General features: G+C 41.3%; 13 protein-coding genes and 4 pseudogenes. 12 read left to right on the top strand and 5 right to left on the bottom strand.

Annotation, left to right across the window (positions count from 1 at the left end; all coding sequences use genetic code 11):
- From GRP75_RS12180 to GRP75_RS12170, 4 genes and pseudogenes are all read left to right on the top strand, one after another.
- Positions 1–835 (top strand): annotated as a pseudogene (locus GRP75_RS12180) (transcriptional regulator); the annotation flags it as partial.
- Between the two features lie 198 nt (positions 836–1033).
- Positions 1034–1180, top strand: a complete 147-nt coding sequence (locus tag GRP75_RS30470) for a hypothetical protein (protein ID WP_202404107.1) — start codon at positions 1034–1036, stop codon at positions 1178–1180.
- Positions 1181–1340: 160 nt separating this feature from the next.
- The gene (locus GRP75_RS12175) at positions 1341–1457 is read left to right on the top strand and encodes a sporulation protein YjcZ (RefSeq protein WP_160789428.1); all 117 of its coding nucleotides are present in this window, start codon (positions 1341–1343) and stop codon (positions 1455–1457) included.
- A gap of 245 nt (positions 1458–1702) precedes the next feature.
- A complete protein-coding gene (locus GRP75_RS12170; RefSeq protein ID WP_160789427.1) occupies positions 1703–2098 on the top strand; it encodes a VOC family protein in 396 nt (131 codons plus the stop codon).
- Between the two features lie 24 nt (positions 2099–2122).
- Here GRP75_RS12170 and GRP75_RS12165 read toward each other — a convergent pair.
- Positions 2123–2418, bottom strand: a pseudogene (locus GRP75_RS12165) (IS1595 family transposase); the annotation flags it as partial.
- Between the two features lie 120 nt (positions 2419–2538).
- On the opposite strand from GRP75_RS12165, the pseudogene GRP75_RS12160 reads away from it, so the two are divergent.
- Positions 2539–2764: pseudogene (locus GRP75_RS12160) on the top strand (hypothetical protein).
- Positions 2765–2884: 120 nt separating this feature from the next.
- Here GRP75_RS12160 and GRP75_RS12155 read toward each other — a convergent pair.
- Positions 2885–3748: a LysR family transcriptional regulator gene (locus GRP75_RS12155; RefSeq protein ID WP_160789426.1), complete on the bottom strand. Its 864-nt coding sequence runs from the start codon at positions 3746–3748 to the stop codon at positions 2885–2887.
- 225 nt (positions 3749–3973) lie between these two features.
- On the opposite strand from GRP75_RS12155, the gene GRP75_RS12150 reads away from it, so the two are divergent.
- Complete coding sequence (locus tag GRP75_RS12150) at positions 3974–4336, top strand: cupin domain-containing protein (RefSeq protein WP_013308297.1); 363 nt, start codon at positions 3974–3976, stop codon at positions 4334–4336.
- 491 nt (positions 4337–4827) lie between these two features.
- Complete coding sequence (locus GRP75_RS12140) at positions 4828–5193, top strand: cupin domain-containing protein (RefSeq protein WP_160789429.1); 366 nt, start codon at positions 4828–4830, stop codon at positions 5191–5193.
- 708 nt (positions 5194–5901) lie between these two features.
- On the opposite strand, the gene GRP75_RS12135 is transcribed toward GRP75_RS12140, so the two are convergent.
- Complete coding sequence (locus GRP75_RS12135; protein ID WP_053325236.1) at positions 5902–6306, bottom strand: VOC family protein; 405 nt, start codon at positions 6304–6306, stop codon at positions 5902–5904.
- A 1121-nt stretch (positions 6307–7427) separates the two neighbouring features.
- Between GRP75_RS12135 and GRP75_RS12130 the strand changes: the two genes are divergently transcribed.
- Both GRP75_RS12130 and GRP75_RS12125 read left to right on the top strand, forming a co-directional pair.
- On the top strand, positions 7428–8309 hold the full coding sequence (locus tag GRP75_RS12130) for an AraC family transcriptional regulator (protein ID WP_160789425.1): 882 nt from the start codon (positions 7428–7430) through the stop codon (positions 8307–8309).
- A 100-nt stretch (positions 8310–8409) separates the two neighbouring features.
- On the top strand, positions 8410–9738 hold the full coding sequence (locus GRP75_RS12125; RefSeq protein ID WP_160789424.1) for a prolyl oligopeptidase family serine peptidase: 1329 nt from the start codon (positions 8410–8412) through the stop codon (positions 9736–9738).
- 238 nt (positions 9739–9976) lie between these two features.
- On the opposite strand, the gene GRP75_RS12120 is transcribed toward GRP75_RS12125, so the two are convergent.
- Entirely contained in the window at positions 9977–10765 is a 789-nt protein-coding gene (locus GRP75_RS12120) for a polysaccharide deacetylase family protein (RefSeq protein WP_023987570.1), read from the bottom strand.
- A 371-nt stretch (positions 10766–11136) separates the two neighbouring features.
- Between GRP75_RS12120 and GRP75_RS12115 the strand changes: the two genes are divergently transcribed.
- Entirely contained in the window at positions 11137–11511 is a 375-nt protein-coding gene (locus tag GRP75_RS12115) for a PH domain-containing protein (RefSeq protein WP_023987571.1), read from the top strand.
- Positions 11512–11627: 116 nt separating this feature from the next.
- Here GRP75_RS12115 and GRP75_RS12110 read toward each other — a convergent pair whose 3' ends face one another.
- Positions 11628–11948, bottom strand: coding sequence for a hypothetical protein (locus GRP75_RS12110; RefSeq protein WP_023987572.1), 321 nt, complete (start codon positions 11946–11948; stop codon positions 11628–11630).
- Between the two features lie 192 nt (positions 11949–12140).
- Here GRP75_RS12110 and GRP75_RS12105 point away from each other — a divergent pair, with 192 nt between their 5' ends.
- Positions 12141–13106 carry a carbohydrate ABC transporter permease gene (locus tag GRP75_RS12105; RefSeq protein ID WP_160789423.1) on the top strand — a complete coding sequence of 322 codons (966 nt, stop codon included), beginning with the start codon at positions 12141–12143 and terminating at the stop codon, positions 13104–13106.
- Positions 13103–13445, top strand: a pseudogene (locus GRP75_RS12100) (carbohydrate ABC transporter permease); the annotation flags it as partial. The gene GRP75_RS12105 and the pseudogene GRP75_RS12100, both read left to right, overlap by 4 nt.

Genomic DNA, 13445 nt, shown 5'->3' with positions numbered 1-13445 from the left:
GGAATTGGCTAACGTGTACAGGTCTTTGCGTAAATGGGACAAGGTAGAGGAAGTAGCTAGGGTGATGAGAGATAAAGCTGAAATCCAATACAATTGGAAACATCAACAGAAGAGCCAAGAACGCAATGAGGCTGCTAAGAAACTAAGTCGTCCGATGTTTGTGTACATCACGTATGCCGACTTACTATGTGCGAGTGTCTGTGATGCCCGAGGCGATTACCAACAAGCTCTACAATATACATACGCCTATGCGGACTTGGATTGGGTTAGAGAGACTGATGATGATACCCTCTATTGGGTAGAAATGTATCAAGATTGGGCACGATGCAATATTTATGTAAATAAGCTCTTGTCTGGAGATGTCAGCGTGCTCTCAGATTATGTTGAATACATAGCCGAAACAGCAGATACCATGGAAGGTGAGAAACTTTCAAAGCTGTTAAACGTTATGATAGCTGCTAATCAATATAATTTGGATGTTGATGATGTACTTTCAAGGTTTAAAAAAGACATTGATGCCTTTACTCAACTCCCGACATCTACTGATATGTACAGCCAACAAGTAGTACCCGACTACATTGCATGGTTTGGTTACGAAATGGCCTACTATTATTTAAACAGAGAAAGGTACAGTGATGGTTTTAAACAATTGTTATTTGCAATGGTAAAGTCACATATAATAAATAATGAGACTTACTTTATAAATTGTATTGGCCTGTTTATGCGTTTCCAAGTCTATGCAATTCCTGAAATCAAAACAGAGTTCTCCAATCTAATTGAAAAGGTGTGGATAGGTAATGTTGAAAAAAATAGGACTGTTAATTGTTGCGAGTAGCTTTTTAGTTTTCATGACTGTACCTGGTATCCAGATCCTTGTGCAAGTTGGAGGTTCCTAAACGTCAGTACAGCAATCCCCGCTAACCTTAACTGGCAGGCGGGGATTTTTTTCGTTGAAGTCATTTCCACTTAGCCTTGCCAAATTTATTGAGTGACACATATGGTGTACGGTATCTAAATGAAAGGAGGAGTTCATGTGAGCGGATGTGTTGGAGGAGCTGAACGTAGGGAAGAGCGTAGGGAAGAGCGTAGGGAAAACTGTTTTGGTGCTTTCACATCGCCAGCAGCAATTTTGGTGCTCTTTATTCTGTTGGTTATCATCACTAAAGCATTTTGGATTTAATTTTTAAAGCAATGTCACGGTAATGTCCAATCATTGTTTAGGTAAAAAGGCTCTATTGATATGTGATCGATGATCTTTTGTAATTATTACCTGTATACCCTGTACTCTGAAGTCTTTGTGCATATATTATGTTGTACTACAAATAAAGGAGGTTCAAGCCATGAGTGGATATGAAGGTGGAGCAGGTTATGGTGGATATGGCGGATTTCATTCTATAGGTGCAATCTTGGTATTGTTTATCCTGTTGGTAATTATCTCAAAAGCATTTTGGGTATGATTGGACTGGGGGCTCTGCTGGCGTAATGCTGGCAGAGCTTTTTTTGTTGAAGGAATTTCCACACCAATCACCGAATAGCTAATTGAGGTGATCAGCATGAACCATACATATTGCATTTACAAATTTCCAAGCCAATTATACTGATAGGCTGTTTTCTCAAAGATTGTTGCTTTTATGATAAATAATTGTAACACTAAAATTATCTGATAAAATAATTATTATAGATTATAAAAGGAGGTCATCCGTTGTCAAAAGGACTTATTCACCATATGGAGATATATGTTTCAGATTTAAAAATTTCAATCGACTTTTGGGGTTGGTTTTTAGAGGAGTTAGGATATAAGTCTTTTCAATCGTGGGAAAGTGGTCATAGTTGGAAATTAGGAGAGACATATATTGTTTTTGTTCAAGCGGAAGAACGTTTTATGGACATACCTTACCATAGATGTCGGGTAGGTCTAAACCATCTGGCATTTCACGCAAGTTCCCGTCAACAAGTAGATGGTATGACAAAAAAATTAGAATGCAAGGGTGTTAAAATCCTTTATAGCGATAAGCATCCTTTTGCGGGCGGAGAAAAACATTATGCTGTTTATTTTGAAGACCCAGATAGAATTAAGGTTGAATTGGTAGCACCTTGACCTCTTAATGTTAGAGGTCTTTTATTATGCACTCCTTAACATCTCAACGGTTATTAAATTAGATTTTTTACACGCTGAAATAAGCATTTGTTCTACTCGTTTTTCAAATGCTACATTTTGCTTAATTCGAGCCAGCGGAACCAATAGAGATAGTTGTCCAAATAGTACGTTCCGACACCTTGGAAACGTTCCATCCAGCTCTTTAAACGGCTATGGAAGTTGTTAACGTACTGAATATGAAAAATTCCTTTCTTTACACGCTGTTTCTGTCGCTCATTAACAGTTTCATGCTGTAATCCTTTTATCTTGGCAAACTTTTTTCCTTGTCCTTGTTTGTTGTATTTCATCTCTATGTGTCGAATATTCTTATCTTTAATAAATCACGGTTATAGAAGGATTTTTTGCGATTTAGCCAGAATAGCTTATTCGAGGTGATCAGCATGAACCATACATATAAAGTGTTAAAGTCGGATATAGAACTATTTGCAGCTGCATTAAGCCAGGTAAGAGTATATGTGGTTCAGTTGTTGGGTGAGGATCTGATAGATATTGTGGATTACGGTGGAGAAGATTACACCGGAGTCGATTAAGATTAACGGAAGCTATTTCATGAGGAATCAGTTTGAATTTAGAGTAGATGTGAAAAAGGACTCCGCTGGCATTTAGCCGGTATGGAGTCTTTCTTTATTTTCAGATTCTCATTTTTTGTTTTCATTTACTGATAAAATTCTGGGGACAAGTCATTATACCTACGAATAATACTCTAAGTTGGCAAATAGCAACAAATCACAGATTAGTTATGCCCACCAGCTCCATAAATCGTGAGAGAGCACTGGTCATGTACGAGTCACGACGCCTTATAAACACAGTGGGCACTGTTCTGTACGGTTCCGGTAATGGATGACAGTTAAGTTTTCCCTGCATCCTTGATTCAACCATAGATATTGGTAAGACGGTGACTCCTAACCCGTTTTCAATGCATTTAAGGACACCCTCTAGAGTGCCATATTCCATCACCTTCATAGGACCATAGCCATTTTCCTCTAGCCATCGCTGCCAACGTCCCAAATAGATGCAATGCGCGAATGATGAAAGCAGTGGTTCATGTAAAATTAATTCTAATTGGAATGGTTCAGGAGAGTAGCTTGTAATCAAAACTAGAGATTCTTCAAAGACAGGGTATTCAACAATTTCCGGATCAAGAATTGGCCCATCCACAAATGCGCCGTCTACCTTATATTTGAGAATGGTACTAACCTGATCTACAGTAGGTGCCATATATAAGCTTAATTCTACTTGTGGAAATTTCTTGTGATATTGTGTAAAAATCAATGGCAATTGTGTAGAAGCAGTTGACTCCATAGCTCCAATGCGCAAAGTTCCCCGCGGGGCAGAAGAAAGCTTAACTGCCTCAATCGCTTCCTCGAAATCGTAAAGCAACTTGTTTACATGCGGCAACAGTTCACGTCCTGCAGGCGTTAAGGATACCTTCTTATGATATCGATATAACAGAGGAACGCCCAACTCTTGCTCAAGACGTTGTATTCGTGCAGTAACGTTGGACTGTACATAATTCAATTTCTCAGCAGCTTTTGTAATGCTTTGTTCAATTGCTACTGCCTTAAACACCTCCAAAGATCTAATGTCCAAAACAACTCTCTCCTTTTTGCATCACAAAATGTGATTATCTATACATCATTTTTTAATTTTACGTGATGCATCGCAGTATGTAAACTTAGTGAATAAGAGGGATTTACACCAAAACCAAGTGATTGAGTACCTCGTTATCTGATGATGAGGAGGTGAATGGGGAAAAAGGAATTTCTAGCCGGGGCAAAATGCAGCACACGTTACCAATAATGAGGAGGGAATTTCATGATTTCGAAGGTCAATGTACAAGATAAATTTTTGCAAATAATTGATTATTGGAATCCCAGAATAGGCGGAGAGTTGAACGATTCATACGTAAAAATGGCAAAGATCAAGGGTGAATTCATTTGGCATCACCATGATCACGAGGACGAAATGTTCTTCGTATGGAAAGGGAGACTCCTAATCCGTTTGAGAGACGGTGAAATAGCTGTTAACGAAGGGGAGTTTGTTATTATACCTAAAGGAGTTGAACATCAGCCAATTGCTGAAGAAGAGGTCCATTTACTATTAATCGAACCAAAAACTACTCTAAACACGGGAAATGTGGTGAATGAACGAACCGTTTCGATTCCTCAACGAATTTGATGAAACGCTCATCAGTGAAATAATTATACTGATTTTGATTCGATCCTTAGATAATGATTCAACTAATGGGAAACGCTAGTTGAAACAATAGTCTAAAACCTCCTAATAGAAGCAAACTAGAATTAATTGCCCTAGTAGTAGGTCTTATTATGATTTTAAGCGAACTTTGGCGTCATTATGAAGCGGATAAGCGAATCTAAGGATTTAGTCCAAATACATTGAAAGCATATGCGTTGCAGTTCAGAATGCTGGTAACAAATCTCGGGGATATAGATATTTCCGAGGTAACTATGAACCTGCTGAAGGAATACCTAGCTAAGCAGTCAGATCGATTAATGCCAAGTAGCCTAGGGACCGCATCCGTTTTGTGCGCTCCCTATTCCGTTTTGCATATGAAGAAACCTATTTACCCACAAACCTTTCGCTCAAACTACGTGAGCCCAAAATGGATAAGCGGGGTAAATGAATATCAAGAAAACGGAGGGATTAATATTAATTACCAAACTATTAATCTGAATGAGAAATTATCTAAGTTCACTGAACATTGGTCTCCGAAAGTCATTGGTGAAATGAATGACTATCAATTTAAATTGGTCAAGATAGATGGGGATTTTGTATGGCACGATCATCAAGATACCGATGAGGTGTTTATCGTGCTCGAAGGGGAGATGTTCATCGATTTCCGCGATGGCCAAGTAAAGATTTCCCAAGGAGAGATGTTTATTGTACCAAGGGGGGTCGAACACAAAACTTTCGCTAACCAGGAGTGTCATATCATGTTGGTAGAGCCCAGGGGCCTAGTAAACACTGGTGAGACTGAGTCAGAATTAACAGCAGTCAATGATATTTGGATCTGATGCATTTAGCTTCAGTTCGATTACATCGTTAAAGTAACGGGAAACGTTAGTTCAATGAAACAGCGACAGTCTAGGGCTTTATTTTTCCGTCCTAGCCTACCGTTGTTTCTTTTATTGTAGTTATCAAAACTTTATTTTCAATGAATATTTAAAAAGTGGACTCTTACCAGTTCTACCTAGAATGTCCGTCTGTAAGCAATTGTTTTAATTAAAAAGCTCTGCCAACCATAAGGTTAACAGAGCTTTTTAATTTATTTAGAGTATTCACTTACTTCAAACGTCAGGATACGATCATAATCCAAAACCGTTAGTGGAAATAACGGTCGCTAAAGTGCCCTTCTCCTTCTCCTGCAAGCATGATGATCTTTTGATTGATCCCACCCTCCAGAATTACGGTATGCCTCAGGATGGTCTTGTCTTCCCATGAGATATAGTTGTCCTCTTCCAGCGCAGCAACCCGGCTTTTATGCCCACTCTGCGCCTAGCTTACTTAAAACTGTGGGAATAGAACGGCAGACTATGGCTTGAAAATAAAGTCTTAGACTACCACTATTTTTATTTAAGCTAACGTTTCCCGTTAGTTTAGTGAATCAAAGGAACCTCCTCCCTTCTAAACAGATAACCTTTCTAGGTACCGCGCTACAAGGGCCAGTCTCAATTTCACAGTGAGTGAGGCTATAAGGAGAGGCAAAACTGTTTCCCCATGAGTCACCCCCTACCACTGAACCTTTTGATCGCTTCCTCGGTCACCGGCTTGAAGAGGTTAATGAGGTTGCCGTCGGGATCACGGAACAACACAGCACGGTTCCCCCACGGCATCGTGGTCGGTTCCTTTACCCACTCGTCGACAAACGGCTTCAAGCGCTCGTATTCGGCATCGACATCATGGACGAGGAACTCGAGTATGACAGTGCGATTGTCGGCCGCCACTGCGGAACCAATGCCGAACAGCGGCACAGTATGGGAGTGACCGATCGCCAGGGTGCACGATGGCACAACGAGTTCGGCAAAGGCTGCCGCGGGACGTTCCGCTGAAACACCCATGACTCTCTCATAGAACTCAACAAGACGATCCACATCGTCGGTAATGATACGTACAGAAGCAAAATTCATAAAATACCATCCTTCCTATAATAAATGATACAGTATCTTATCAGGGCAAGAACAAGCTATCCACCCCATTATGTTTACCTAATCGATAATAAACTAACGCTACTGACAACGTTATGTCAGTAGCATTTTAACATTTTCGGGTATTCTCTCTGCTAGAGTTGATACCCGTTTATATATTCTGCCCGTTAGCTTAACGTCGCCGTTCAGTCTACAACTTTTGAGCAGGCCGCCGTAATATGTTAGATCTGGAGATAAAGACGCGGAGGCGTACAGAGAACATAAAAGTTATTTGCTTGCTTTAGAGCAAGATAACTATATTATGGGGACGGATAAGTTTACACTACGAGATATCGTCATTCTGGAGAGTTGGGAGCGGGATAGAGCATACCTATGCTGCCAAGAGAAGGTGAGAGGCATTTTAGAGAATATTAAATTCTCAGAAATATCATTGCTACTTTGTATACCCCAATATACAATTGTAAGGAAGTAATTGATGAGCCTGAATTGTGTGTGGCAACATGGTTATTTGGATCACAAAAATCACACGAAAAATCACAATTCCGGCGAATGAGGGCGGATGTAGACGAATAAAACTTTCTGAAGATAAGCCCAAACAAGCTATACAATAGAACATAAGTTTTACGACGTTCCTCTGCGAGAGTGAATCAAAGATGGGCGGCATGATGTAATAGGGTTGGAAAAACCTTATGCATCAAGGGCTTCTATGATTAGACGCCCTGTTTGACCACATAGCGTAAAACAAAAGGCTGATTATGGACTCTCTCATAATCAGCCTTTTTAATGATCCAAAATGCAGTGTTATATAGATTTACACATGATCTATAAGGGTTTTTCGGTTCATTACATTTAAAATGAAAGCGTTGACATGGATTTTAACCCGCTATATACTTAGCTTAATTAAATGAATAGCTCTAGGATTGTTACTGTTACGCAGGCAAAACCTAAGGAACAAAATGTTAAGATCTAAGGATCTTATGTATTTTGTTATACTTAGGTTTTTTTGTTTATAGAGAGAGGAAGGTTAAATACAAGTGGTTTCGGCACTCTGCTGAAGCCATTTTCTTCTATTTATATGTTCACATCTGAGAGGAGCGACAAACTTGGAATACAAATATGAGCTGGTCCAGGCAGACAATCATTTTCCGTTAAAAATTATAGTTCATTCCTCAAATGAACCAGCGTACATACCTGGGCATTGGCACGACAGCATCGAAATATCCTATGTGCTTTCAGGAAGAATCGACCATATCTACATCGATGGCGCGAGTTATAGCTCCAAAGAAGGAGATATTTTGCTCATTAATTCGAATGCCATTCATTCCTTTTCTGTAGCTAAGGGAAAAGGGAGAGAGGCTATAACGGTTCTGATTCCTTCTGAATTTATTAGAGCAAATGTTAACGGCAGTGACCCGATTTCATTTGACTGCGTATCCATTTTTGAAACTAACGAGCAGAGATTACTGCATTTTGCGGAGCTGCGTGATTTGTTAAACACCTTATTTGTGGCTTATCTCAACCGGCATAATGACCCTTTAGCGCATATCCATTTAACGTCATTATCTTATAAACTGGTGTATCTGTTATTAATGCATTTTAAAATGGATCATGAATCTATCTGTGGCTTTAACTCCGATAAATATTTGGAGCGGCTGACGTTGATAACCGATTATATCAAAAAGAATTACGATCAAAGCTTATCCTTGGATTCGATAGCTCAGGTTTTTGGGTTGTCTCCCGAATATTTGTCCCGGTTTTTTGTGAAGCATGTAGGGATGACCTTATTTCAATATATCAATGCCATCCGTCTGGAGAGATCTTTTCGAGCTCTCATGAATACGGATCATTCCATCATACAAATTGCGCTGGAGCACGGATTTCCGAACGAGAAGTCTTTTGCCAGGGTATTTAAAAAGGTTTATCAGGCAACACCGCATCAATATCGAAAAGAGAACAAGGGGTATTCTGGAGCAAGGAGTCAGTAATTGACCTTAATTAAGCTAATAAAAGACAGGATACAAATAAAAAAATCATTAAAATAAATAATGTAAGCGTTTTATTAATGGACCCGGGAGGTAAGACATCATGTTTAAACGGTTTCAAAAGGCTGCTAAAACAACTATGTTATTCACTTTAGCTATCGGTACGACCCTTGCTTTCAATTCCGGTGCATGGGCCAAGGATGTAAAGATACAGCCCACCTCGTACCGGACGGTTGCGGAGGTTAAGGATTGGGGAGCAACCATTACGAAGATCATTGTTAACCTGGGAAAGCCGGTACCTAAAGATGCGATCACCAAGGATACATTTAAGGTGCATGTAGAAAGAAGCGATAGCAGGCTGGTAAATCCTATTTTTGAGGAAGGCAACCGGAAAGTCACCAAGGCCTATGTATCGGACAAAAGTGGCAACCCTGTAAATAAAACCGGAAGCTACGTTGTATTGGAAATGGAAATCGGCCCGGCCTTAACACTAAGCTCCGCTATTCATTATGATGCGGCAGGCTCCGGGTTTAATGCATGGAATGATAACAAATACACGATCACGCAGCAAAAAGCTATTAAAACCAAATCAGGAACGATTTCCGGCTTGAAAATTGATACTTCCGCAGGTCAGATACGGAAGCTAGTTGATCAATTTTCAACCGGCAAAGCTACTTTTGACGGGATTACTTTAACCTATGCGGACTATGCACCGTCAAAAGACAAAGTGAAAAACCCCTTGGTGATCTGGCTGCATGGTATGGGTGAGGGAGGTACCGATCCGACGATTCCGATTTCCGGAAATAAAGCAGCGAATTTTGCTTCTAAGGATATCCAATCCTATTTTGGCGGGGCTTATGTGTTGGCACCTCAGACCCCAACCTACTGGATGGATGGCTTTACAGGCTTCGGAGACGGCACCTCAAAGTACGAGCAAGCATTGATGTCCTTAATTAAGGAGTACGTGGCCAAGAACAAAGACATTGATACAGATCGAATCTATATTGGCGGAGACTCCAACGGTGGTTACATGACTATGCTGATGATCCGTGATTATAAAGATTATTTTGCAGCAGCTGTGGTGGCCTGTGAAGCCTTAAAGGACAGCCTTATAACCGATGAACAGATTAACGAAATGAAGGACCTGCCGATCTGGTTTGTGGCTGCCAAAACCGACACCGTAGTACCGCCCAACGATTATACGATTCCGACCTACAACCGTTTAGTGAATGCCGGAGCAAAGGATGTTCATATGTCGTTATTTGATAACGTAGTGGATACCTCTGGTTTGTACAAGAAGAGCGACCAAGCAGCGTATGAATACAACGGCCACTGGTCCTGGATTTACGTGTATAACAACGAAGTATCGAAGGTGATTGACGGAAAGAAAACAACCATGATGCAATGGCTGGCCTCCAAAACATTGGACTGAAAGGTATAGCTAGCAAATGAAAATAGCAATATGATGTAATAGGCTTCTTTAAAGTTCAATGAAAAACTATTGAAAAATAGATTATGCTTTTGGGAAGCCAGCTTTACCGTACATTCTCTGAGTCATTCGTTAACAACACGTTATCGCTCGGCATTATCAGTTCCTTATTGGGTTTTCGCAAAATCCTCATGTATAAAACTCCGTCAACAAATAATTGACGGAGTTTAATTGCTCTCTTTCACTTATTCACTTCAATCAGCCCATCCGGTTTTTCCCGATTAGAGAGTAATTCGGATACCGTAACGAAGGTGTATCCTCTCTTCTTGAGCTCGGGTAGAATAATTTTCAAGGCTTCAACGGTTTGTGTACTTTGATGTACATAATCGTGCATGAGGACAATGTCGCCGTTACGGGCGTTGCGAAGGACTTTATTAGCGATTCGATGCACACCAGGTTTTCGCCAATCTAAGGTGTCCTGATGCCAGGACCATAAAATAATTTTCAGCCCTTTCTCCTTGGAGAGCTTAACCAGCGAATCGGTATATGAGCCGCCGGGTGGCCTAAAAAGATGGGTTCCCGTACCAGTTGCCTGAACGATGCTCGCCTGAGCTTGATCCAATTCGGACAGAGCTTTGTTGCGGGAAATGTACTGAAAGGATGAGTGAAGAAAGGTATGGTTGCCAACTTCATGCCCTTCTTCTCGTTCCCGTTTGACAAGGTGAGGCAGCTTTTCGACACGACTGCCGACGACAAAAAAGGTCGCTTTAGCATCATATTCTTTAAGCAAATCCAAAATGGCAGGCGTGTTGCTTTCGTCAGGTCCGTCATCGAATGTGAGAGCGATAAGCTTACGATGGGTAGGAACTTCCCATACAATGTCGCCCCGTTCTTCGTAATAGGCCCTTCCCTTTGTAGGAGCAGGGGAGGCGTATGATGTGGCTTGTGCATTGGTAGATGGAGTGGGGCAAGAGCTGATACACAGTAAAGAAACAGCGATTCCAGCGCACAGCAAACGGTTATATTTCATAAGGCTTCTTCTCCGTTCTAACGTATTCTCACATTAGCTTGCCAAGAAGAAGCATATACCATTCCTCGTTTCTGAAATTCATCCATTCCAATCACTTAAAATTAGATCTAATTGCTTCTTCAGCAAGGCGCAGATTACGGAGTTATGCTCAAAAAGAGTGATAGCTTGCTTGTTGATAACACCCTGTACCCATGATAAGTTGTACATATCCATCCTTGGTTTCAATGTGCAGTTGAGGTAGGTCATTGTCCAGTTCGTGAGAGTCTTAATCTAACGAAAAATGAAGAGGTCGACGGGACAAGCCGCAAAAGCTGATCTGAGGTCAAGGAGCTGCGACTCGTTCCTGAACTTCGAACAGGAGATGAGACGGGATGAAAACAAATGAAAAAGAGTTGCGAGCTATTAGTCTGACGTTAGAAGCGGGCGAACACATCCGATCATATATGGGGTGTACGTATGATTTGAAACAGAGCTCCCAGAAGATATCGCTTCATGGAATGCTGGCAGTGACGTCCGAACGAATCATCTTTTATTCCTGCACTATGGGTACTCCTTGGGTCAAGTTCATCAATTATCACCATATTTCACTGGCTAAGCTAGATAAGGATTTGTCGGATTCTAGGGGGAACATCACGCTGATCAATCAGGGTGTGAACGAGGTGTTCACCCACCTGCCGAGTGGAGATTGTATAGAGGGCTTTGTAGCTGTACTAGAGCAAGAAGCAGGTATCTCTTGTGAGAACTAATGATTATGGAAAACAAATAACTAAAACCTCCAACTTCGTAATGTGCCAAGGGTAGGCTCCTTACAGAATTTGGAGGTTTTTTTGTCTTTTAATTAGAGAGATATAGGGATCGAGCGCTAACTCAACAGGGTTATAACCAATAAATTATATAATACCAGCGGCAGAATGACATTGTTGTAGGCATAGGAGCGATCAGGGGTTGTGGTGCCTGAGAAGGGTGAGTGATATTGCTGAGGGACTCTCAGATACAAATGATCCGCATCGATGTGCACAATCGTTCCTTCATATACTTGATGATCCATCGTTTGGACCCTGACCGTGTGATTCATGTAGGGGCTTAATTGATAATGCAAATGATCGCGGATATTTTTGAGTTCGGCCTGTAACTCCGGTCTAGCTTGATATAAAGTTTGCGGACTGACGGTGTTGTACGGCATTCGCCTCTAACCTCCATACCATGTAATGATGCATCGTATGCAGGAGTCTATGTCTTTGTGCTCATACCTATAGAGAGTTGCTTTTACAAAAAGAAAAAACATTAACATTTTACTCCAGCCCACTTGACGTTCCCTTTACATCGAAACGATACACTTACTGAGGTTGGTTTGAAAAGAAAGGGGCGATCCGTTTTGGGTGAGCTTAACAAATCTATGGGACTGGGGACGAGGAGTCAGCAACAGACTTCGTCTAAAGCCCGCATACGCACGGGTTCGCTAAAAATTCAAAGACTGCGCGAAAACGCGCTAGCGTATACCTTTTTGGCTCCATCGCTTATTTTGTTTGCTGTATTTATGTTTTATCCGATGATCAAGTCCGTTTATCTCAGCTTGCATTCTACAGATCCCGCAGGAAACGTTGCAGCTTATGTGGGATTAGAAAATTTCACTACACTTTTCAGCTCGGGACTGTTTCTGCAAGGGATTAAGGTGACACTCCTGTTTGCACTGCTAACAGTACCAGTAGGTATTTTATTGGCGCTGGTACTGGCTGCACTTACACACAGTAAATTACGGGGAATGCGTATCTTCCAGTTTGCCTTTTCGCTGCCGATGGTGTTGTCGGTCGGTTCATCTGCGGTCATTTGGAAATTTCTTTTTCATCCGACACTGGGGATGTTCAACTATGTGCTTTCCCTGCTACATATCAATCCGGTTCCATGGCTGACCAGCCCGGATTGGGCGCTGTTCTCAGTAGCCATGATGACCATCTGGATGAATCTAGGCTTCAATTACATTATCTTATCAAGCGGACTTCAAGGAATTCCAGATGACATGTATGAAAGTGCCAAAATGGACGGAGCTGGCCCGCTCGTCACGTTCTGGCGTATCTCCATGCCACTGTTATCACCGACGATCTTTTTTGTAACAGTAGTTTCCATCATTGGAGCCTTCCAGTCTTTTGCTCAAATTAACATTTTGACCAAAGGCGGCCCGGTGAACAGTACGAATGTATTCGTGTATTCCATCTATCAGGAAGCTTTCGTTAATTTCCGGTTCGGAACGGGGAGCGCGCAGGCGATTGTCTTGTTTGCTGTCATTCTGCTGCTCACGATGATTCAGTTCAAATGGGTGGAAAGAAAGGTGCATTACCAATGAAACGACACCTAAATTCAACACTGCTGTATGTGCTGCTTACGATTGCAGCTGCTCTCATTTTGTATCCGGTTATATATACGTTTTTTATGGCAGTCATGTCGCCGGAGGAAGCAAGCGCTTATCCACCAAGCTTTCTTCCACATTCTTTTCATATGGCGAATTTCACTGAAGTGTTTGAAATTGTACCGATTGCAGCCTTTATTGGAAATACATTTCTCATTTCGGGTCTAACCATGATTGGGCAGCTGATTACAGCCAGCTTGGCGGCCTACGCCTTTGCCAAAAAGGAATTCAAGGGGAAAAACTTCATTTTCAGCATGTTTGTAGCGACGATGATGA

The sequence above is a fragment of the Paenibacillus sp. OT2-17 genome (genome assembly GCF_009827695.1).
Classification (GTDB): Bacteria; Bacillota; Bacilli; order Paenibacillales; family Paenibacillaceae; genus Paenibacillus; species Paenibacillus polymyxa_B.
Note: the sequence above shows the minus strand (reverse complement) of the source record. Positions and strands in the feature narration are given on the sequence as shown.